The organism is Polaribacter gangjinensis (assembly GCF_038024125.1).
Lineage (GTDB): Bacteria > Bacteroidota > Bacteroidia > Flavobacteriales > Flavobacteriaceae > Polaribacter > Polaribacter gangjinensis.
This window is the reverse complement of the sequence record NZ_CP150662.1, coordinates 2,219,787-2,243,389: the sequence shown is the minus strand read 5'-3', so window position 1 is coordinate 2,243,389 and position 23,603 is coordinate 2,219,787. Positions and strand designations below refer to the sequence as shown.

At 31.6% G+C, this 23,603-nt stretch carries 13 protein-coding genes; all 13 read left to right on the top strand.

Annotated elements, in window-relative coordinates; all coding sequences use genetic code 11:
• Positions 1–7 precede the first annotated feature (7 nt).
• A complete protein-coding gene (locus tag WHA43_RS09945; RefSeq protein WP_105046900.1) occupies positions 8–1,633 on the top strand; it encodes a sodium:solute symporter in 1,626 nt (541 codons plus the stop codon).
• Positions 1,634–1,643: 10 nt separating this feature from the next.
• Positions 1,644–3,122 (top strand): sulfatase family protein, encoded by a 1,479-nt coding sequence (locus WHA43_RS09940; protein ID WP_105046899.1) that lies wholly within the window; start codon positions 1,644–1,646, stop codon positions 3,120–3,122.
• A gap of 61 nt (positions 3,123–3,183) precedes the next feature.
• Positions 3,184–6,999 carry an ATP-binding protein gene (locus WHA43_RS09935; RefSeq protein ID WP_105046898.1) on the top strand — a complete coding sequence of 1,272 codons (3,816 nt, stop codon included), beginning with the start codon at positions 3,184–3,186 and terminating at the stop codon, positions 6,997–6,999.
• Positions 7,000–7,190: 191 nt separating this feature from the next.
• Positions 7,191–8,465 carry a hypothetical protein gene (locus WHA43_RS09930; RefSeq protein WP_105046897.1) on the top strand — a complete coding sequence of 425 codons (1,275 nt, stop codon included), beginning with the start codon at positions 7,191–7,193 and terminating at the stop codon, positions 8,463–8,465.
• A 5-nt stretch (positions 8,466–8,470) separates the two neighbouring features.
• Positions 8,471–9,715, top strand: a complete 1,245-nt coding sequence (locus tag WHA43_RS09925; RefSeq protein ID WP_105046896.1) for a hypothetical protein — start codon at positions 8,471–8,473, stop codon at positions 9,713–9,715.
• On the top strand, positions 9,712–12,177 hold the full coding sequence (locus tag WHA43_RS09920; RefSeq protein WP_105046895.1) for a T9SS type A sorting domain-containing protein: 2,466 nt from the start codon (positions 9,712–9,714) through the stop codon (positions 12,175–12,177). Before WHA43_RS09925 ends, WHA43_RS09920 begins: the two co-directional genes overlap by 4 nt.
• A gap of 5 nt (positions 12,178–12,182) precedes the next feature.
• The gene (locus WHA43_RS09915; protein WP_105046894.1) at positions 12,183–15,398 is read left to right on the top strand and encodes a SusC/RagA family TonB-linked outer membrane protein; all 3,216 of its coding nucleotides are present in this window, start codon (positions 12,183–12,185) and stop codon (positions 15,396–15,398) included.
• A gap of 7 nt (positions 15,399–15,405) precedes the next feature.
• Positions 15,406–16,986, top strand: a complete 1,581-nt coding sequence (locus tag WHA43_RS09910) for a RagB/SusD family nutrient uptake outer membrane protein (protein ID WP_105046893.1) — start codon at positions 15,406–15,408, stop codon at positions 16,984–16,986.
• Between the two features lie 308 nt (positions 16,987–17,294).
• On the top strand, positions 17,295–17,723 hold the full coding sequence (locus tag WHA43_RS09905; protein WP_340828694.1) for a sulfatase/phosphatase domain-containing protein: 429 nt from the start codon (positions 17,295–17,297) through the stop codon (positions 17,721–17,723).
• 90 nt (positions 17,724–17,813) lie between these two features.
• Complete coding sequence (locus tag WHA43_RS09900) at positions 17,814–20,438, top strand: GH116 family glycosyl-hydrolase (protein WP_211290328.1); 2,625 nt, start codon at positions 17,814–17,816, stop codon at positions 20,436–20,438.
• Between the two features lie 83 nt (positions 20,439–20,521).
• Positions 20,522–21,364: an alpha/beta hydrolase gene (locus WHA43_RS09895; protein ID WP_105046890.1), complete on the top strand. Its 843-nt coding sequence runs from the start codon at positions 20,522–20,524 to the stop codon at positions 21,362–21,364.
• A 323-nt stretch (positions 21,365–21,687) separates the two neighbouring features.
• Positions 21,688–22,020, top strand: a complete 333-nt coding sequence (locus WHA43_RS09890) for a hypothetical protein (RefSeq protein ID WP_105046889.1) — start codon at positions 21,688–21,690, stop codon at positions 22,018–22,020.
• A 2-nt stretch (positions 22,021–22,022) separates the two neighbouring features.
• The gene (locus tag WHA43_RS09885) at positions 22,023–23,534 is read left to right on the top strand and encodes a T9SS type A sorting domain-containing protein (protein ID WP_105046888.1); all 1,512 of its coding nucleotides are present in this window, start codon (positions 22,023–22,025) and stop codon (positions 23,532–23,534) included.
• Positions 23,535–23,603: the final 69 nt, after the last annotated feature.

Below are 23,603 nucleotides of genomic sequence, written 5' to 3'. Positions count from 1 at the left end.
AAATACTATGCAAACAAACTTTATTACTGATGGTCCAAGTTGGGTAAATGGTTTATCCTGGGCTGATATATTCATCATTGTTTTATATTTTTTATTCATTGTTTATTTGGGTGTAAAATATAGCAAAAGTGGGGATGAAAAATCCTACTTTTTGGCTGGAAGAGGCATGAGTTGGAGTGTCATTGGTTTTTCGTTGTTTGCAGCAAGTATTTCGAGTTCTACTTTGATAGGTCAAGCTGGAGATGCATACAGCACAGGAATTGCAGTATTCAATTACAACCTAGTTTCTGTATTGGTAATGATCTTTTTTGCTTGGTTTATTTTGCCATTTTACATCAAATCTAAAATTTTTACGATTCCTGAATTTTTAGAAAAACGTTTCAGTGTTGCTTCACGATACTATTTTTCTGCAATCACCATTGTTGTTAATATATTTTTAGATGCAGCTGGTTCTTTGTATGCTGCAGCAATGGTAATGAAAATTGTATTTCCTGAAGCTTCATTATTAACGCTTTCTATTGTTTTTGCGATCGTTGTTGCTGCATATACCATTCCTGGTGGACTTTCAGCAGCCATTAGAGTAGATTTGATGCAAGGAATTTTCTTACTCGTTGGCTCTATTGTTTTGACATTTTATGCTACAAAAAATGGTGGAGTTGAATACGTGAAAGAACTTTTTGCTAGTGGTGATACCATGATGAAACTAGTCAGAGACAATAATGATGCCTCTGTACCTTGGTTGGGTATGCTTTTAGGAATCCCAATTTTAGGAATGTTCTTTTGGGGAAATAACCAGCAATTGGTTCAAAGAGTTTTAACTGCAAAATCTATTGATGAAGGAAGAAAAGGAGTTCTTTTGGTTGGATTTTTAACCATGTTAACCTTGTTTTTAATCATCATTCCTGGAGTAATGGCTATCAAATTATTTCCAAACTTGCCAAAGCCAGATATGGTGTATCCAAAATTAATCATGGAATTATTGCCTAATGTTTTGATTGGATTTATGATTGCTGCCATGGTTGCTGCGTTGACATCTTCATTAAGTGGATTGTTAAATTCGGTAGCTACACTTTTCACGATGGACTTTTACGATAAATTTTATCCTGAAAGCTCCTCAAAAAAGAAAGTTAGAGTAGGAAAAATTGTATCATTAACTGTATTAATTATTGCTGTAATGTGGGCACCTCAAATTGGAAAACAGTTTGGGACACTCCTAAAATATTATCAAGAAATGCTTTCGGTAATGGCTCCACCAATTGTAGCGGCTTTTATGTTGGGAATTTTTTGGAAAAGAACCAATGCAACAGGCGCTTTTGTTGGATTGATTGCAGGGGTTTTGTTAGGTGTAATCAATATTATTTACAAACTGCAAGTAGGCACCTCAATTTTTGGTGAAATGCACTTTTTAATTACAGTGCCATTTTATTTTTCTTGGAGTATTTTAGTGATGGTTGTTGTGAGTTTGTTAACCAAAAAACCGCCTTTGGTTAAAACGGATCAATTAACATTTACGATGAAAGAATTTAATGAAGAAACACTGGCTTTAAAAAGTCAACCATTACTAGCAAACTACCGTTTCTGGTCTTATCTATTAATCGCATTTTGTTTTATAATTTTAATAATTTTCTGGTAAAAAAATAAAAATGAATAAATTAAACATAAAAAATTCGTTTCTTGTTTTATTGATATTGACCTTTTCTACAATTATTGGTCAAGAAAAAAATAAGCAACCCAATTTCTTATTTATTTTAGTAGATGATCAACCTTTTGACGCATTGGAATCAAGTGGAAGATATCCCTTTTTGAAAACTCCAAACTTGCAAAGATTGGAAGATGAAGGGGTAAAATTCACCAATTATTTTGTAACACAATCCATCTGTTCACCATCAAGAGCAAGTTTTTTAACAGGAACGTATCCTCATATTCATGGTGTAAATCAAAACAATCCACATGTTGATCCAGATTGGAAAACATACAAACCTTACAACGAACATCTACAAAATGCTGGATATCAAACAGCTCATGTTGGAAAAATTCACATGGCTCATTATAAAGGAAAAAAACACATCAGACCTGGTTTTGATTATTGGTATAGTTTTATTGGTCAAGGTGAATATTTTGATCCAAAAGTAAATGACAATGGAAAAGAATATCAAGAAAAAGGCTATATGACTGATATTTTGACTGACAAAGCCATAAGTTGGTTAAAAGAGAAAAGAGATCCAAACAAACCTTTCAGTTTAAATTTATGGCACAAAGCGGTTCATGAAGACCACTTACCTGCTCCAAGACACAATAATATGTATGCAAAAGATGATTTGCCTTTACCTCCTTACAATACTCATTTAGAGAATTTTAAAGGAAAACCTGAATGGCAACGCATCAAAACATGGGATTCTGACTGGAAAAACTACATTCCTGCTGATTCTATAGCACCAAAACCTTGGCCTATAAAAGGTGATAAATTCAAAAAATTATTAGAAACCTTAGCTTCCGTTGATGAATCTTTAGGACGTGTTTTAGCAGCTCTTGAAGAATTGGGTGAACTAGACAATACTGTAATAATTTTTAGCAGTGACAATGGTTATTTTATGGGCGAACATGGTTATTGGGACAAAAGAATTGCCTATGAAAATTCAATCCGAATTCCAATGTTGATTCGTTATCCAAAATCAATTCAGAAAAAAACTGTGATTGAAAAAACAGCTTTAAATATCGATTTAGCTCCCACAATTTTAGAATGGGCTGGAGTTAAAAAACCAACATATATGCAAGGAGAATCGTTAATGCCACTGTTTGATAAAAAACAAAAAAACTCCAAATGGAGAGATGCATTTATGTTTGAATATTATGTGGATGATGCGTATCCATATGCAGGACCAAATATGTTAGCATTAAGAACAGAAAAATACAAATTGGTAGATGCTTTTTTAGAAAATGATATTGACGAATTGTATGATTTGGAAAAAGATCCTGGTGAAATGGTAAACCTCATCAACAATCCAGCATATCAAAAAGTAGTAACTCAACTTCGAAAAGAACTTGAAAAACAAAAAATAAAATACAAATACAATACTGACAGAGACTGGTGGCTAAGAACACAAGTTCCTAAGAAGAAATAAAAGTTAGCCCAGTGAAAATTCACTGGGTTTTTTGCTATTTTTGATAACAATTACACAACAAATGAAACACTACAACAATCCTTTTTTTCTGCATTTCATTACTTTATTGTGTGTTTACTTTACAGGTTTTTCTCAATATGTTAAAAGACTTGATACCAAAGAAGGCATAATAAACGGTACTATCAATGTTTTTGAAAAAGACAGCCTTGGGTACCTTTGGATTGGATCAGACAAAGGAATCAATAGATTTTCGGGTGTTGAATTTAAAAAGTATGATTTAGAAACAATTACTTCTTCTGAAAGTACAGGAATTGTTGATATTATAAATTTGAATGGAACCATTTACATGATTAGCCCTAATGGTTACCTCATCAAATATTTATACAAATTTGACTCTTTTGAAAAAGTGTTACACATTGATAAAAAACGATTTTTATCAATTGCAAAACTACAAGATGATAAAATAGTGATTGGTCTGGACACAGGACTTTTGATTTACAATACAACTTCCAAAAAGAAATCTGAAATTTTTTACCCTGAAACCAATTTCAACAGAAAAGTATTGGTAAAAAACAATACCGTTTTTTCTGCTACTGGAAAAGGATGTTTTGTATATAACTATGATACCAAAACAAATAAACTCATTTTTTCTGATAGAATTTTAGAGAAAAATGACATCATCAATATTGCCTTAGATGCTAAAAATAGACTTTGGATTGGAACCGAAGTTGGCGGACTTTTCATCAAAGATAACAATGAGATAAAACCAATTGTAATTGATGAAATTCTGAAAAAAACGTATGCTATCAGAAAAATTAAATTCGATAATCAAAACAATGCTCTTGTTGCTATTGATAGATTGGGTCTTTTTGTGATAGATGAAAATTTGAAAATAACTTCGTCTTTTAGTCATAATGTTGACAATGCCAATAGCATCAGCCAAAACAGTATTTATGAAATTTTTGTAGATAAATTAAATGCCTATTGGATTGGTTTAAGAGAAGGTGGCATCAATATTATTTATCAAAAAGACAATATTTTTCAGCAAATAACGCATGAATTGAACAATCCAAACAGTATCAACAATAATAGTGTGAGAGCTGTTTACGAATCTGAAAATGGTGATTTATGGTTTGGAACGGAAAATGGTATTAGTAAATTTGGTGATAAAAAATGGACAAACTACAACAAAAATCCTAAGTTATACAACACTGCTGTATTGGCTATTAATGAATATCAAAACGAACTTTTGATAGGAACTTATGGCGAAGGAATTTTAAAATTTAATCCGAAAGAAGAAACAGTAAGTTTACCTAATTTAGAACCCAAAGTACCTTTACAATTTATTTTTAACCTCGTTGTTTTTGGTGAAAATTTGTGGGTTTCTGGTAGTGATGGCCCATTAATGCACTATCATCAAAATAAATTAATCAGCAAATATGCCATTGGTTTGGTTAGAGCAATTGTACAAGGTTATGATGATATTTATTATGCAGGCACTAGTAATGGCTTTTTTGAGATTAATGATCGTAACAAAAGTGTTCGAAAACTAAAAGGTGATTTTTTTAACAATATCAATGAAATACAAAGTTTGCATTTTGATCAATTGAATAATGCAATCTGGATTGGAAGTACGAACGGTTTGTACAAATTTAATTTGAGTGATGAAACTATTGAAAACAGTAGTGAAGATTCAAAAAAAGAAATTGGCACTGTTTTTTCCATCAAAAAAGACAATATGCATCGCTTGTTTTTAGGGACCATTTCTGGACTTTGGATGTATCAAATCAAAACCAAATTATTTAGAAAATATAATGATCAAGATGGTTTAATAATTGAAGAATTTGGTTTGGGCGCTTCTACAAAACTAAAAGATGGTCGTTTTGCATTTGGTGGTCCTAATGGCGCTATCATTTTTCAACCCATTGAATTAGAAAAAGATCGCCCAATCAATGATATTTTTCTTGGTAATTTTCAAATCAATGGAAAAAAACCTGATACAATTTCACTCAAAAAAAACATCAATTTTTTAGATGAAATTGAACTTGAATTTGATCAAAACTCCATTTCTTTCAATTTTGAAACCATCAAATTTCATGGCTCTAAAAGAAATAAATTTGAATATCAATTGCATGGATTTGACGAAAAATCAAAAACCATTTATGGCAATGAAAAAATCACCTATTCTAATTTAGCACCTGGTAACTATCGATTATTGGCAAAAGGTTTCAATGCTGAAGGCGTTCAAGGAGACAAAGAATTAGTATTAAAAATCACCGTTAAAAAACCATTTTGGAAAACAGCAGTTGCCATCATCAGCTATTTTATCATCATTTGTTTTTTCATTTATTTGATTTATAGAGTTACTAAAGCAAACATTAGAAAACGGACTGATGAAGATCGCATCAAATTTTTTATTGAAGTTGCACATGATATTAGAACACCAGTTTCACTAATTCAATTATTGGTGAAACAATTGACCAATCAAGAAAACACCAAGAAATCAATTGAATTGATTCAAAGAAACACTGAAAATTTGAATGAATATGTAACTCAATTATTAGATTTTCAAAAAATTGATAGAAATCAGTTGAAACTTTCGGTTACAAAAGTTGATTTGAGCGAATGTTTGGCAAATGTGGTGAAAGATTTTACACCCATTTTACAAGAACGATCTTTGGATATTCAGATGGATGTTAAAAACATTCCTGTTTGGTTTGATAAGGTAAAAATGACTCGAATTTTTTACAACCTGATTTCAAATGCCATAAAATACAGTGAAGATGGAGGTCAAATTGACATAAAAGCGTATGTAAAAAACAACAATTTATCCATTGAATTTATAGATACTGGAATTGGAATTCCCGAAAAACAGCAAGAACTCGTTTTTAAAAGATTTACACGTGGAACTAATGTTTCTAACAAAGGAATTCCTGGAACTGGCATTGGATTGATGCTCTCCAAAAAAATAATTGAATTGCATGGAGGAAAAATATTGTTGGAAAGTAAAGAAAATATTGGATCGAAATTTACCATTGTTTTGCCTTATGGCACTGAGCATTACAAGCAAGGAGAATTAAAAACCGAGATTCAAAAAGCAACTTCAGAAAAATCGGTTGATAATTTAATTCAAGAGGACAAGGTAATTTTATTGATAGAAGATACTGAAGAATTGCGAAAAGCCATCAAAAACGAATTGGATAAACAATATACTGTTTTAGAGGCTTCAAACGGAAAAGAGGGTTTGCTAATTGCACTATCTAAAAATCCTGATTTGATCATTACGGATGTTATGATGCCAGAAATGAATGGCAAAGAATTGTGTAACTTACTGAAAACCAACTTCAAAACAAGCCATATTCCTATAATTATGTTAACGGCATTGGTTGATATTGACGATAAATTAAAAGGATTGGAAACTGGTGCTGATGCGTATGTTGAGAAACCGTTCAATTTAGAAATATTAAAAGTTACCATTCAGAATTTAATCAAATCAAGAGAAAATATTCATCGTCTTTTAGATGATAAAGAAGTAGAAAAACAACTTACGCCTGATGAACGATTTTTATCTGATGTAATTGAAATGATAAAATCTAATTTACACTCCAAAGATTTTTCGATAGACAATTTGAGCGAAAATATGGGATTGAGTAGATCAAATTTATTCAGAAAATTAAAAGGATTGATACAAATGTCACCTTCTGATTTGATTATAAAAATTAAACTAAGCCATGCTGAAGAATTAATGAAAAACAAACCAAATACTCGAATTTCAGACATTGCGTATGAATCTGGCTTTCAAGACCCAAAGTACTTCAGTACAATTTTCAAAAAATATTACGGACAAACTCCCAAAGAATTTATAGACTCACAGTAAAATACTCTTTAGAAAACAATTTTAATTCTAAGTTAAAACTAGCATTTATAAAAATGAGACTTCGTTACTAGATATTTATTAATAATCCTAGACTCATGACTATATTTTAAACCTAGTTGAATGGATTACAAACCTTATTTTTTAAAAAATAATTGAAATTGCGGTCAATTAAAATTTAATTATTTTTTAGAATGAAAAAAATTAACCCATTCTACTTTACCATCATTATGATCGCAATCAGTATTGTTGGTTATTTTTTTATCACCTCATTTAAAAAGGGTGGTAAAAATGTAAAACATCATGTAAACTCTTTTAACTATGTGATTGGGACGCAAACTGTGGGTTCTAAATACAAGTTCACTGATAAATCTATGTTGGTAGAAACTGCCTTAGAAATTCAAAAAATGGGTTCCAATCTCTTAAAATTTTCTATGCATCCAAGATATTCCTCTGAAAATTATGGATTACCACACAATGATCAAATTACTTCTTTAACAAAATTAGCAACGCTAGAGCCCTCAATGAAAGAAGTATTGGACATGGATTTTAAATTTTATCATATTTGGACATATGGATTTTCTCAATACACTCCTGAACCTGAAGGAAAAAAAGACGATACCGCTCAAATTAAATTTATTGATGGATTTTCAGAAAAATATGAAAAAGCATTGTATGATGAATTGTATGAATTTACCTCATATCTTTTAAAAACTTATAATGGAACTGGTAAAATATTTTATTTAGGAAATTGGGAAGGTGATTGGCACTTACGCTCTGATTATGACCGAACAAAACCTGCAAACCCTAAAACATTAGAAGGCATGATCAAATGGGCAAAAATCAGACAAAAAGCCATTGATGATGCAAAAAAAGCGGTTACTCATAATGATATAGAAGTGTATCATTATATTGAAGTAAATCTGGTAAAAAAAGCCTTGGATGAACCAAATGCTCAGGTTGTTGCCAATAGTATTGTAAATGTGGTAAATCCTGATTATGTTTCATATTCTTCTTACGACGCAACAAATCCTTATAAAACTGAAGAAAAATTGAAAAAAAATCTTCAAAAAGCGCTAGATTATTTAGAATCTCAACTTTCTCCAAAAACAGGACTTCCTGAAGGAAAAAGAGTATGGATTGGTGAATACGGAAGTCCAAGTATTTCTAACAGTGATGAATCTCAAAATTTGCGTTCTATTTGGACAATTAAAGCTGCTTTAGAATGGGGAACACCATTTATTTTGTATTGGGAAATGTACAACAATGAAATAAATACCAATGGTGAGCAAGTAGGTTATTGGTTAATCAACGACAAAGGTAAAAAACAACCCATTTGGTACACACACAATTCGTTTTATAAGGAGTCAAAAGCGTTTGTAGAAAAATACGTAAAAGCCAATGGAAAGTCCCCAAGTTTTAATGAATTCAAGAAAAAAGCATTGCAATTTAAAAGTTTAAACCCATAAAATTAATGAAACATTTTTCAATAATACTATTCCTTTTATCAACCACATTTATTGTTGGTCAAGAAATTACTTATGATAAAACAATAGCTTTAGAGGACTATAATTTTGTGTTAGGATTGAATAGTTTTCCAACAAAATATCAATTTACAAAAGATTCAAAACTAATAGAACAAGCCAAACAAACCAGAGCTGTAGGTTCTAATATTTTTAAAACTACAATCACCGATAAAATCTTATCAAATTATGGTTACAATAAAAGTGATGCAAAAAACACATTAGATGTAATAAAGCTAATTCCTGACTTTGACAAAGTATTTCAGATGGATTTTAAGTACTTCTTTTTCTGGGTACATACCGTTACAGGAATTAAATGGAAAAATGGCATCACTAAAGAACAAGAAAAAATTCTTTATAAAGAAATGTATGATTTTACGGCATATCTACTAAAAAAATACAATAACACTGGCAAAACTTTTATGATTGGAAATTGGGAAGGTGATTGGTTGCTACATGGTGAAGGGAAAAAAAATATAGAACCTTCACAACAAACAGTTGAAAACATGACCCAATGGTTCCAAATAAGACAACGAGCAATTGCTGATGCCAAAGAAAAAACTCCTCACAAAAATGTTTCTGTGTACAATTATATCGAAGTGAACTTGGCTGTAAAAGGGATGGAAGGTAAAATCTCTATCACAAGCCATATTTTACCAAATGTTGATGTTGATTTTGTATCATATTCTAGCTACGAATCTAGCAAGAAAAAAGATTACGAGGCAAATAAAGAATCGATGACAAAAGTGATGAATTATATAGAAAGTCAGTTAAAACCTAAAGAAGGATTGCCTTTTAAAAGAAGAGTTTTTATTGGCGAATATGGTGGGCATGCAATGGATGATAAGCCTGAAACACTCCTTAAACAATTTGACAATGCAAAAGACATCATGCAGATTTCTTTAGAAGAAGACTACCCTTTTGCACTGTATTGGCAATTGTATAACAACGAATATACAGAAACTGGTAAATCTAAAAACATGTCTTTAATCAATGAAAAAGGTGAAAAAAGGACCATGTACTACCTACATCAAAATTATTACAAAAAAATTAATGAGTATTTAAAAGATTATAAAGAACAACATAAAGTATATCCTACTCAAGAAGTTTTTAAAATTGAAGCATTAAAAGTGCTGAATGAAGTTTATAATGAATTGAGAGTAGAAGTTATAAATATTGTAAATTCAAAAAAATGATACAGCTATTGAACAATAAACAAGCTGCATCATTTGTAGTTTTGTTTTTTACTTTCTTTACTTCGCTTGCGCAATTATCAATTGTTAGCAATCAAAATATCGATTTTTCAAACGCTGTAACAACAACCAAAAGTGGTAATTGGAGTGATGCAACAGTTTGGAGTAATGGACAAGTGCCTACTGCAAATACAGATGTCATCATCAATGATAATCATACAGTTTATATTGATATTCAAGGAACAAGTTCAGGAGTTGTGGTAGATTTATGCAAAAACCTAAACGTAAAACCCAAAGCTGTTTTACGAATGGGACACAATCAAGCTAGTTTCGAAAAAGATTTACGCATCAATGGAAATATTTTATGTGATGGTACTTTTTCTTCAGGAAGAAATCTTCCAGGAAGTTCAGGTGATGGAAGTTTGTATTCTTTAAACAGTCGTATTTTTTTAAATCTAACTAGCAATGTAACCTACATTTCTGGCTCAGGATATTTCAATCCAAGAGTGCTAAGTATTGCAAGCGCTGATGGTGAAAAAAATGTCATCATTGATTTATACAACATGACACTTGATGATAATTTTGTAATTAGATCTAATCACAAAGTCAATGTTTCTATCGAACATTTTGCTTACGTAAGAATAAAAAAAGTGTTGGGTTTAACAGGAAGTACACACGAATTTAGTTCAACTACCGCAAAATCAAGCCTTACCATCAAAGGAATTGTAGTTACCAATGATGTGAGTCTGTTTACAAGAAACACCAATGTTGGTGAAACAACTTCACTTACTATCGAAAATCAAGGTGTTTTGTATACACAACTCATCAACAACAATGTGACTAGAGCTGCTGCTGTTGCAGGATTTAATTTCACCATAAATTCAGGCGGATTATTTCGTTTAGGAGAGAATACAACTATAGAAAGTGTCACATCAAACAACCCAAATTTTACTTTCGTGAATAATGGAGAGGTTAGAAAACACTACCTAGCAACACAATCAAGTAAAGAAACAATCACTGCAAAAATTGACGAGTTTGACCCAAGTAAAGGGGCTTCTGTTCCTCAAATCAAAGATATTTTTGGAGCAAGTCACATTGCTGGATGGTATAATTTTACTGACAGACCTTATTTGTTAGAAGGTTTGGATGTATATAAAGATTTTGGAGCAACCTCTTTTAAAACTACCCTAACTGCCCAAAATGGAAATATGGAATCTGCCTATCATTTTAATCATACTTGGCCGAATTTTAATAATCTAAAAGATGTTGCTCAACATCAACATGTAGATTCTTTATTCAAAAGAACTCACATCAAAAGACATACTTTTTGGACAACCACCAAAAACCAATCGTTTTATCAAGATGGTCCTGATTTAAATCACGATAGATATTTAGATCAAGAACAACAATTCTATGATTTAACAAAACATCTTCTTGAAACTTATGGATCAATGGACAAAACCTTTGTATACCAAAACTGGGAAGGTGACTGGATGTTGAGAGGTCAAGGTGTTTTATGGGAAAATGATGTGAACTTAATTCCTGATGATGTTGATTGGAAAATAGAAGGAATGGCTCGTTTGTTCAGAGCCAGACAAAGAGGTGTAGAACGTGCCAGAAGTGAGCATACCAATGCCAGTGCAAAAGTTTTTCATGCTATAGAATTCAATAAACTTTGGATGTTAAAAAATGGTGTAAGAATGACCATGATGCAAAACAACACGCCTAGTGTTTTAGGAAATGTCATACCTGCAACAAGAATTGATTTATCTTCTTGGTCAGCCTATGATGGTGGATGGTTTGATAGCAATAATCCTCTTGGGCATGCCATGTGGAAAGGTTTAGAAGTGGCTCGTTATTACACCAATGAAACCAAAGAAATGAATACCAATTTCCCTGTGCAAATTGGTGAATTTGGGATCAATGAAAATCCTTCATTTTATGAGGGAATTCAAAATCCTACAGGAATTACAAACAGATACACAAGATATATTGGTGTGGCTTTAGGACTTGGAATTCCGAACTTTTATGTTTGGAATTTGTATGGAAATGACAAAGCAGGTCCTGATGGTTTTACTTGGGAAAAAAACACACAATACAATAGAGATTTCCTCAATCAATGGTTGGTAGGTAAATGGATGAAAAAACCTGATGGAAATTGGGGAGTTGCTGCCAACTTTTTAAGACAACAATGGGCAAATTCATTATCTATCTCTGATATTTCTAAGAATGATGAGAGCTTTGTATTATATCCAAATCCAAATAATGGAATTTTTAAAATAAATCAATTAGAAAACAACGAACGTGTTTCCATTATTGATATTACAGGGAAAACAGTGAAAACATTTATAAATGTACAAAACGAACAAGAACTCAATGTAAATCAATTAACAAAAGGCTTGTATTTGGTGCTCATCAAAAATAAAAATCAATCAATCGTAACAAGAAAAATAATAATCAACTAATTTTTATGAAAACAAAAATCATCTATTTACTATTACTTTTTTTACCTTTTGTGGTGCTTTCGCAAGAAATTACCATCAAAGGAAAAGTGTATGACAAAGAAACTAGCGAAACTTTACCTGGAGTATCAATTCTTGTAAAAGGCACAAAAGTAGGAACCTACACAGATTTTGATGGAAATTTTGAAATTAAAACTTCCAAAGATAAAATACTCGTTTTTTCATTTATCGGAATGAAAACAATGGAGTTAAAAGCAACTGAAGTTCCAATGGTGGTTTATTTACAAACCGATTTAAATCAATTGGATGAAGTTGTCGTTAGTGTTGGTTATTTTGATGTAAATAAAAAAGATTTATCTGGATCAATTGCTCAAATTAAAGCCAAAGACTTAGAAAAAGTAAGAACAAATACAGTTGAGCAATTGATACAAGGTCAAGTTGCAGGTGTTGTAGTTACCAATAGCGGTGAACCTGGAGGAGGAATTGCAATTTCAATTCGAGGAACAAACTCAATTTTAGGCGGTACACAACCTTTGTATGTGATTGATGGTGTTCCTTTAGATCCAATGACTGATGCTGAAGGAAATGGAGGTTCAGGACAATCTCAAAATTCGTTGAGTTTTATCAATCCAAATGATATCGAAAAAATTGAAGTATTAAAAGATGCTGCTGCAACTGCGGTTTATGGTGCCAGAGGTGCAAATGGAGTAGTTTTAATTACTACAAAAAGCGGCGCAACTGAAGGAGGAAAAGACGCAATAACAGTAACTATTGATAATTTTATTACGAACGTTTCCAACGAAATTGACGTGATGAATGGCCCTCAATTTGAAGAATTTATGAATCAACGCGCCATCAATCAATTTTATATCAATGCAACAAATCCTTTAAGAGTTGGAGGTCCATTTGATGGTACACAAGCATTAAATACAACGAATTTTCCTGAATTAGCAAATTTTTCAATTCCTTTTCCAACAACAACAGGAGTTGACAATAATTGGCAAAAACTAACTTATAGACAAGCCATTTCTAACAACTATAATTTATCTTATAGAAGTGGTGATGAAAGAAAAAATATTTTAATGAGCTTAGGTATGCAAGATACTGAAGGTGTTATTTTAAATACAGGAAATAAAAGAATTACTTTCAATTTAAATGCTCGTACTAAAGCTTTTAATAATAAAATTGATGTGATTTCGAGAACCAATTTTGCACATAACAAAGGCAATGCAACTTCTGTTGGTAATGGCGAAATTTTCTTACAAAGAGGTATTGTTTCTCAAACACTCCAATTCCAACCAATTTTTGGATTGTTAAATCCTGGTGAAGATGATGATATTTATGCCGATTTAAATGAAGGAAATGTCATTTCAAATCCATTTACATTGGCAACTCAGGTAATAGATTTGAAAGAATCCTACAATTTTGTTCAAAATTTATCATTGTCAGCAAAACTTTCCCCAAAATTAACTGCTATGGTAAAAGGTGCTTTCAACTTTCAAAGAAGTAATAGAGATAGTTACTATCCAACAACTACTACAAGAGGTAGAAGAAACAATGGCGAAGCAACCCAAGCTTACATTGAAAATGAAAAAATTTATGCAGAAACTAGTTTGCGATATAGAAATAATTTTAATGGACACAAAATTGATGCAATTATTGTAGGTACCTTAGAAAAAAACAGCATTCGATCTTTATTTAACAAAGCCTTTGGTTTTGGTTCTGATGCTACTAAATTTTACGATTTTCAAGCTGCAACAGATATCTTAGTTCCTGTATCACAATTTAGAGATTTTGGTTTGTTATCAGGACTTGCCAGAGTTGGGTATTCTTATAAAAACAAATATTTTGTTGATGTAAATGCAAGAATTGATGCTTCATCTAAGTTTGCTGAAAACAACAAAAGCGCAATTTTTCCTTCACTTGCTCTCTCTTGGACAGTATCAAAAGAAAAATTCTTAAAAGATTCTAAAACAATTTCTGATATGAAATTAAGGATGTCATATGGTAGAACAGGTAGTAATCCTATCGCGCCTTATCAATCATTGGCTTTGTTAGATCCTATTAGGTATAATTTTAACAATCAGTTAGTTACAGGTTATTTTGAATCAAATTTAGCAAACGACGATTTAACTTGGGAAAAAACAGATCAATTCAATGCAGGTTTAGATATCAGTCTTTTTAAATCAAAAGTGAACATCACAATTGATACCTATTTGAAAAGAACCAAAGATTTATTACAGTTTGTAACCTTACCAGCATCCAACGGATTTGCCTCTATTGTAGATAATTTTGGAGAAGTAGAAAACAAAGGATTTGAATTAGCCATCAATACAGCAATTTTTGAAGAAAAAGATTTTAGCTGGGACATTTCTGGTAATTTTTCTTTGAATAGAAATAAATTGATAAGCTTAAATTCAAATCTAGAATTTCAATTAGGTCCAAATGTTGGTTTTGCACAAACTAATCCAATCATGTTTATGGAAGGAATGCCACTAGGTATTTTTTGGGGAGCTCAAACTGATGGAATTTATCGTGATTGGGAAGAGGCTAATAATAGCGGAATTAGTGGAGCAACTCCTGGAGAAATTAAATACATAAATAATAACACCAATACTATTGATGGTGATGGTAAACAAGTAATCAATTTTGATGATTATGTTCAAATTGGGGATCCAAATCCAGACTTTAACATCGCAATTACAAACAATTTTAAATATAAAAATTGGGATGCAAGCTTTTTAGTTACAGCTCAAAAAGGAGGTGATTTATTTTGGGTAGATTCTTGGCAACTTTTATCAAATACTGGAGCGAGAAACGGTTTATTATCTGCATTTCAAGACTCTTGGAAAGCTCCTTTAGAACTCAATAGAGCTACTGGCGAACTTACTTATAATCCTGCTATTGGAAATACAACAGGTGTTGGAAATCCTGCTGCTTTGGTTGAAGGTTCAGGACCTAGAGCTATCGTTTCTGACAGACAAATCTATGATGGCTCATTCGTAAGATTAAAAAACTTAAACATTGGTTATACCTTAAATTTTAAAGGTTCAAGCAGTTTAAGATTGTATGCTGCAGGTCAAAATTTACTAACCTGGACAAAATATCCTGGTTATGACCCAGAAGCAACATCATTCAGCAAAGATCCTCAAAGAAGAGGTGTTGATTTTGGAGGATATCCTGGCGTAAAAACTTATACTTTCGGTTTACAATTTAATTATTAATAATATTATGAAAACAACTTTCAACTTTAAAAAGCTTTTATTTTTAGGATTTACAATCTTATTTCTTAGCTGTGATAGTATTTTAGAAGAACAACCACTAAATCAAATAGGAACAGATTTTTTCTATAAAAATGAAACAGATGCATTAGCCGCTTTAACGGCTGTATATGCCGATTTAAAAAAAGGGAATGGTTACTATAGACAATTATTTTTATCAAACCTTTTTGGAGCTTCTGATCAAGGAACACCAAATGCAGGAAGACATGGTAGCTTTAGAAGAGGTACTATAGAATCTACTGATCCTAATTTACCTGCTGTTTGGACCGAAATTTATGTGGGAATTAAAGATGCAAACAATGTTATTGCTCGTGTTCCGGATATTGTTGATATGGACGAACAATTGAAAAAAAGAGTTCTTGGTGAAGCAAAGTTTTTAAGAGCCTTAAACTATTTCAATTTGGTTAGATGTTTTGGTGAAGTTCCTTTAAGAACTACTCCTGTTAAACCAGGAGAAGGTGGTTTGCCAAAATCTCCAATTCAAGATATTTATGAAGTAATTATAAGCGATTTACAATACGCAACTGAAAACTGCTGGGGTTTTAACGAAACTAGAAACGGATATACTAACAATATTGGGCGCGTTACTAAGGCTTCAGCTCACGCTATGTTAGCAAAAGTATACTTACAAATTGCTTCATCAAAAAGAACTGCAACTGAAGGAAATTTAGGTAATGCACGTTACTTAGGAATTGTAAATTCTGCACAATCGTATTATCAAATGGCTAAAGAACAGTGTGATTTAGTTTTGGCTGAAAGTGGTTATCAATTAGTTTCTAATTTAACTGACTGGATCAATATTTTTGATGCAAAAAACGGTAATAATCCAGAGATGCTTTTTGATATTCAAGGGTCATCAATCGTTGAACAAGGAACTGCTTTGTCTAATTTATTTACGCCAAGAAATGCCGGTTTAAGTGGAGGTGGATTTGGAGGCACAAACGCAATGATTCCGAATTTTATCAATAGAAATATTGATAAAAATGACATTCGTTTTCAAAATTCTATCATTCGTGAATATCAAGATGAAACCTTTTACCATGTTTTAAACCCAACTAGCACAGGGTACTTAAGAACCAACCTTTCAACAAACGCTTCTGTTGGTGCTTTATTTAGAGTTTTTACATCAAAATATATTGATAGAGATGCCACTACAGAATATACTAGTCAACAAAATTGGCATGTAATTCGTTTAGCAGATGTGTATTTAATGAGAGCTGAAGCATTGGCTGAAATTAATCAAAACCCAATAACTGCTGAGGCAGATATCAATATTTTAAGAGCAAGAGTTGGTATGCCAAATTTTTCTGGCTTTGGAATGAATATGGATGCTTTCAGGACAGCATTGTTACGTGAGCGTGCAGCTGAATTATCGGTAGAAGGTCATCGCTTTTTTGACATTACAAGAATGGGGGTTTATGATGAAATGTGTAGAGCAGCTTATGGCAACATTGATGGTGCTAGACAAGCAGAAGATTATACTTGGCCAATTCCGTTAATCGAAGTTTCGGCCAACGATAATATCGATTAAATGAAAAGATTTTTTTTGTTATTCATCAGTTCTTTTTGTAACAATTATTGTTGGTCAGGAAAATAAAACAAGAAAACCAAATGTTGTTTTTATCATTTCTGACCAATATAAATTAGAAGCAATAGGCGCTTATGGTAGCAAAATAGTCATTAAACCAAACATTGATAAGTTAGTAAAAACTAGAGTAATTTTTAACAATTGTTACACACATGGTATGAAGATGCTGTAAATGTGCCATTTATCATTTCATATCCTAAATTATTCAAACAAAATGTTATCAATAATTCCAACGTAAGTTTTTAGATCTCATACCTACTTTGACTGAATTGATTGTTGGAAAAACTCCTACAACTGAACAAGGAATCTCATTAGTAAATGTCTTAAAAAACAATATCGAAATAAAAGACAGAGTAGTTTTTTCTGTATTTAGAGGAGAGGATTATACCCTTTTACCAAAAGAAAAAAATGTGCCATCAAGAATGATGAAAAAAGGATATTATAAATTTATTTATACTCATGGTGTTATACATCAATTGTATGATGTAAAAAACGACCCAAATAAATTGAATAATTTGATTTTTTGTAAAGAACACCAAAATATATTTAAAGAAATGTATTTTCAAACCTTGGCTGAATGGCGTTTTCAAGAATACAGTCCAATCATTACAACTTTAAAAAAGAATGAAATCATTTTAGATGCTTCTTCTAACTTTAAAGAATATGCCTTATTTTACTAAAAGATGCAATTCTTGGAGATAAAATTCCTGTTGCAGTTCAAAAATATTCAAAAATTCTTCCTATTTCACATCAAATAATTTTTAAATGAAATGACAAAAATAAATTCTGCAAAACCAATTTTAATAACATTTATATTTTTCATGATGTTGATCATGCCAAATTTTATAAATGCTCAAAATGAGTTACTAAGTGAAAAAATAATGATCCTTAAGAAATATGATAGCAATCATTTACATCGAATTGCAATGCCTATTGGCGGAATTGGCACAGGAACTGTCTCTTTAGGAGGAATAGGAGAATTTAGAGACTGGGAAATTATGAACATTCCTGGTAAAAATTACAGTACTGTAACCACAGGCAATGACGCTCCTTTTTTTGCCATTTACACAAAGAAAAGAAATGAAGCTCCCATTTCAAAAGCGCTTTTAGGCCCAATAAATCACGCTGATTATCAGCATTATGAAGGTAGATCTGTAGATCATCATGGATTGCCTCGTTTTAGAAACGCTTCATTTGAATCTACTTACCCATTTGGTATTGTAAACTTGTCGGATACTAAAATGCCTGTTAAGATTAAAATGATTGGATACAATCCATTTATCCCTGGAAATGCTGATGCCTCAGGCATACCAATAGCCATCATTAAATATGAAGTTGAAAACATTAGCAATACAGAAATAGATGTTTCTATATCTGGAAACATAAGAAATTTTATTGGTAAAGATGGTAGTGAACACACCTCTGATTGGAAAGGAGATTATATTCCAATAGGCGCAAAGAAAAACAAAAATGAATACCGATCTGAAAATCAATTTTCAGGGATTTATATGTATTCTGATGAAGTAAATAAAACATCTCCTGCATGGGGTACAATGGCACTTACAACTCCAAATGAAAAAAATACCAAAATTAGTTATCGAACAAGTTCTGCACAAAATGAATGGGGTAATGGATTGCTTGATTTTTGGGATGATTTTAGTAAAGATGGTGAGCTAACTGAAAAAGAAAAGTTAATTGATGATGATCCAATGGCTTCACTATCAGTTTCTAAAGTTCTTAAACCAGGAGAGAAAAAAACATTTACTTTTTATTTCACTTGGCATTATCCAAATCGCTTTGCTTGGTCCAATTCAAAAGTTGGAAATTATTACACCACTCAATATCCTGATGCCTGGAATGTAATAAAAAATAAATTTGATGAACTACCAAGATTAACTCAAAAAACTCTTGATTTTGTAAATTCATTTATGGGCAGTACGTATCCTGAAACAATAAAAGAAGCTGCACTATTTAATCTAAGTACATTACGCTCACAAACTGTTTTTCGTATTGAAGATGGAAAAATGTTTGGTTGGGAAGGAATTATGGACAGATTTGGCTCCTGCAAAGGTTCCTGCACTCATGTTTGGAATTACGAACAAGCTACACCTTTTCTTTTTAATGATTTAGCCAAAACAATGCGTGAAGTTGAATTTGCTTATGCAATGAAAGAAAATGGACATATGGGCTTTAGAGCTAACCTCCCATTAATACCATCAGGTTCAGGAATTAATGTTGCTGCTGCAGATGGACAAATGGGAACCATTATGAAATTTTACAGAGAATGGCAACTGTCAGGAGATGATGTTTTTCTAAAAAAACATTGGTCGCAAGTCAAAACTGCACTTTCATTTGCATGGGTTGAAAATGGATGGGATGCAAATCAAGATGGTGTGATGGAAGGCGTTCAACACAATACAATGGATGTTGAATATTTTGGACCTAATCCTCAAATGCAATTATGGTATCTTGGAGCATTAAGAGCTGCTGAAGAAATGGCAACATATTTGAAAGACACTACTTTTGCAAAAAAAAGCAGAAAACTTTTTGAAATGGGATCAAAGTGGACAGATGAAAACCTCTTTAATGGAGAATATTACATCCAAAAAATAGAAGTTCCTGTCAATAAATCAAAAATAGCTAAAGGACTTATGGCAGGAATGGGTAGTAAAAACATTGAAAATCCTGATTATCAATTAGCAACAGGTTGTTTAGTTGATCAATTAGTTGGACAATACATGTCTCATATTTTAGGCTTGGGATATCTTGTAAAGAAAGAAAATATTAAAACTACCTTACAAAGCATTTTAAAGTATAATAAAAATGAAAGCATGTTTGAGCATTTCAACAACATGCGCTCTTTTGCAATGGGAGATGAAAAAGGCTTGTTGATGGCAAGCTGGCCAAAAGGTGGGCGCCCACTAATACCCTTTCCTTATTGGTCTGAAGTGATGACAGGTTTTGAATATACTGCTGCTATTGGTATGTTATATGAAGGTATGAATGAGGAAGGACTTGATGTTATAGGAAATATTAGAAATAGATATGATGGACAAAAAAGAAATCCTTTTGATGAAGCAGAATGTGGACATCATTATGCGCGAGCAATGGCATCATGGGCCGCAATTATTCAGCAAAGTGGTTTCCAATATTCGGCTGTAGAAAAAACAATAAAGTTCACAAATAAAGCAGGAAATTACTTTTGGTCTAATGGAAGTGCTTGGGGTATTTGTGAAATTTCAGAAAGCAAAAAAGGGTATCAAGTAAACCTCTCTGTAAAATATGGTTCAATTGAACTGAAAAAATTTGTCTTAGAAAATCAAAAAATGAAAACTTTTAAAAAAGCTATTATTCTAAAGGAAAATGAAAATTTAACTATTGAATTAGTCAATTAAATAAATTCGATATCAATGAAATTATAAATAAACTTTTAAAAGTTTATTTATAATCAAATGAAAATTCATCAAAGAATTCAAAAATGAAAAAGTGGCATTTAAAATTTGTATTGATTGTTTTTTTTATGTGTTCATCGCTTTTTTCACAAGAAAAAGTAGTGTACAAACAAATTGACTCTATTGCTTTGAGTATGTTTATTTATTCTCCAGAGAATATTGATACATCAAAAAAACATCCAGCCATCGTTTTCTTTTTTGGTGGAGGTTGGAATGAAGGCTCAGTAAAACAATTTGAACCCCATGCCAAATATTTTGCTCAAAGAGGTTTGGTTTGTTTTTTAGTTGATTACAGAGTTAAAAAAAAACATCAAACAACTCCCTTTGAATCGTTGAAAGATGCCAAATCAGCCATAAGATTTATTAGGGAAAATGCAAAAAATTATCATATAGATTCTGAAAAAATTGTAGCTTCAGGTGGTTCTGCAGGAGGGCAATTAGCAGCTGCAACTGCTTTAATTGATGGCTATAACGAAACCTCTGACAATACGTTTATTAGCTGTAAACCAAATGCTTTAATCCTCTTCAATCCAGCTATTGATAATGGTCCAGGAGGTGTGGGTTTTGATCGCGTAAAGGATGATTACAAAAACTTTTCGCCCATTCATAACATCAAAAAAAGAACACCTCCTACTATCATATTTTTAGGAACAAAAGATGCATTAATTCCAGTTGAAACAGTAAAAAAATATCAAAAATTGATGAATAAAGCTGGTAGCAACTGCGAAGTGCATTTATACGAAGGAAAAACACACGGCTTTTTTAATTACAATAAGTTTGATAACTATAAAAGCACACTCTTAAAAGCGGATGCTTTTTTAAAATCTTTAGGATATCTAGAAGAAAAACCAAAAATTGAAGTTGAATAAAATCAATTTTAAAAAAGATTAATCTTTTTTCATTTTATTAAGGAAAAATCCGATTTCTTCTTGAAAACGTATCAATCAACTACTTTTAAAATTTAAAAAACTTAGTCAATCCATTTTCCAAAAAAATAAAATTACAATAGAGTAATTTTATTTAAAATATCCCATAAATCAATTAAAAATACTAGGAAATACACCTTATTTTTTAGCCTGGTTAGTTTTTAAACCTTTCTGAATCATATCTAAACTCATTTCGAATTTTATTGATTTACTATTGTTAGCGAATTAAAATTTACTTTTTTAACTACTTAACAAATACAATAAAAATGAAAACACTAAAAACACTCTTTTTACTCATTTTTTTAGCTGCTTTTACACAAGTGAATGCACAAAATCCTGAGAAACAAGCAAAGAAATTTACAGACAGAATTACTGAAGCTTTATCGTTAACAAAAGAAGAATCTGATAGCGTCTATAAAATTCAATTGGCACGATTTAAAGACAGCGAATCAATCAAAAAAGAATTTGAAGATGATGAAGAAACGAGAAAAGAAAAATTAAAAGAATTAGGCAATAAAGTTTTCAATGAGATGAAAAATTTATTAGGAAAAGAAAAAATGAAACAATGGAACGAATTTAGAACCAATAAAAACAACTAATTATGAAACTAAAAATTACTCTATTATTATTTGCTTTTATTAGCATTTTAAACATCAATGCACAAACAGTTAAAATTGGTGCAACTACATACGGAACAATTACTGAAGCGATTACAGCTGCAGCTGATGGAGATATTATTGAAATTACAGGTATTCATACAGAGCCTATTTCCATTTCTAAAAGTATCACACTAAGAGGAACAGACCCAACAACTGATATTATTCAGGCAGCTGCAACTGAAATAAAAGATGGTTCTGGCGCAAGAGTAATTTCGCTAGCTCCTACAGTAAATACAGATATTTTAACCATAACAATCGAGAATTTAGGAATCAGACATGGAAACTTTAACGCAAATGGTGGAGGAATCAATGCTGATAAAATAATGGGACTTTTAACACTTAACAACCTTATCTTCAAAAATAATTACACGACAACAAATGGTGGAGCACTAGGAATAGCAGGATCAAATGTTAACATTACCAATTGTACTTTCCAAAATAACACGGCTACTTTTGATGGAGGGGCAATTATTGCAGCACCAAACAATAACGGTGGAAACGGAATTGATAGTGCCATAAACATAAAACAATCTTTAATCGATAGTAATAACGGTAGAAATGGTGGAGGTATCTATATAAATGGAAATAAAACTTTTGGTGACGCTTATAAAATTAATATTTCTATTGAAAACAGTACAATATCGAATAATAATGCAACAAGCGCATCAAGTGCAACTGGTGGTGGAGCAATTTGGTCGAAAGGTTCAACTTGGACAGGAGATAGTAATAATACCGGAAATGTTACTTTAAGTTTGGTACATACAACTGTTTATAATAACACTCATGTTGCCTTAATAAAATCTGGAATAAACTTTACAGCAGATCCTGCTGGATCAAAAACCAATTTTAGCGCATACAATTCAATCATTGTTGCTGCTGATGATTTAACAAGAAAAGTATTTTTAAATTTTAGTAATACAAATACTACAGATGTTAAAAATTCAATTATTGGTGGAATTGACGGAGCAATTCCAACTGTAATCTCAGATGCGGCAAATAATAACATAACTGGTAAAGAAGCAACCTATGCTGGTTTAACAGGTGCTTTAACAAGCGAGGGAGGAAAAACTCAAGTACTAGCCATAACAGAAGGAAGTAGTGGAGATGATTTTTGTACAGCAACAGTGCCTTTTTCATTACCAAATGTAGACCAAAGAGGTGCAACTAGAGAAGGCACACCAGATGCTGGAGCTTTTGAAGTTGGGGGAGTTTTAAGTACTATAAAAAATGACTTTGTTAATATGGTTGTATATCCTAATCCAGCAAAAAATGTGGTTTCGGTGAAAGGAGTTTCTAATTTACAATCACTTGAATTGTTCTCAATTTTAGGTAAAAAAATAAAATCTGTTAAAAACTCAAATACCTTACAATTAGAAGGACTTTCAAAAGGAATTTACATGCTTACCATTAAAAACGATGTCAGTTCTTTAACTAAAAAAATTATAATTGAATAAGTAAAACATAACAAGTTCACTTTATGTATTAGTGTTTTACTATTTCAAAATCAAAAATTAACTAAAATC

Bases quoted from the DNA above. Each gene is read 5' to 3' on its own strand.
- WHA43_RS09945 (WP_105046900.1), top strand. From the start codon at position 8: ATGCAAACAAACTTTATTACTGATGGTCCAAGTTGGGTAAATGGTTTA.
- WHA43_RS09940 (WP_105046899.1), top strand. From the start codon at position 1,644: ATGAATAAATTAAACATAAAAAATTCGTTTCTTGTTTTATTGATATTG.
- WHA43_RS09935 (WP_105046898.1), top strand. From the start codon at position 3,184: ATGAAACACTACAACAATCCTTTTTTTCTGCATTTCATTACTTTATTG.
- WHA43_RS09930 (WP_105046897.1), top strand. From the start codon at position 7,191: ATGAAAAAAATTAACCCATTCTACTTTACCATCATTATGATCGCAATC.
- WHA43_RS09925 (WP_105046896.1), top strand. From the start codon at position 8,471: ATGAAACATTTTTCAATAATACTATTCCTTTTATCAACCACATTTATT.
- WHA43_RS09920 (WP_105046895.1), top strand. From the start codon at position 9,712: ATGATACAGCTATTGAACAATAAACAAGCTGCATCATTTGTAGTTTTG.
- WHA43_RS09915 (WP_105046894.1), top strand. From the start codon at position 12,183: ATGAAAACAAAAATCATCTATTTACTATTACTTTTTTTACCTTTTGTG.
- WHA43_RS09910 (WP_105046893.1), top strand. From the start codon at position 15,406: ATGAAAACAACTTTCAACTTTAAAAAGCTTTTATTTTTAGGATTTACA.
- WHA43_RS09900 (WP_211290328.1), top strand. From the start codon at position 17,814: ATGACAAAAATAAATTCTGCAAAACCAATTTTAATAACATTTATATTT.
- WHA43_RS09895 (WP_105046890.1), top strand. From the start codon at position 20,522: ATGAAAAAGTGGCATTTAAAATTTGTATTGATTGTTTTTTTTATGTGT.
- WHA43_RS09890 (WP_105046889.1), top strand. From the start codon at position 21,688: ATGAAAACACTAAAAACACTCTTTTTACTCATTTTTTTAGCTGCTTTT.
- WHA43_RS09885 (WP_105046888.1), top strand. From the start codon at position 22,023: ATGAAACTAAAAATTACTCTATTATTATTTGCTTTTATTAGCATTTTA.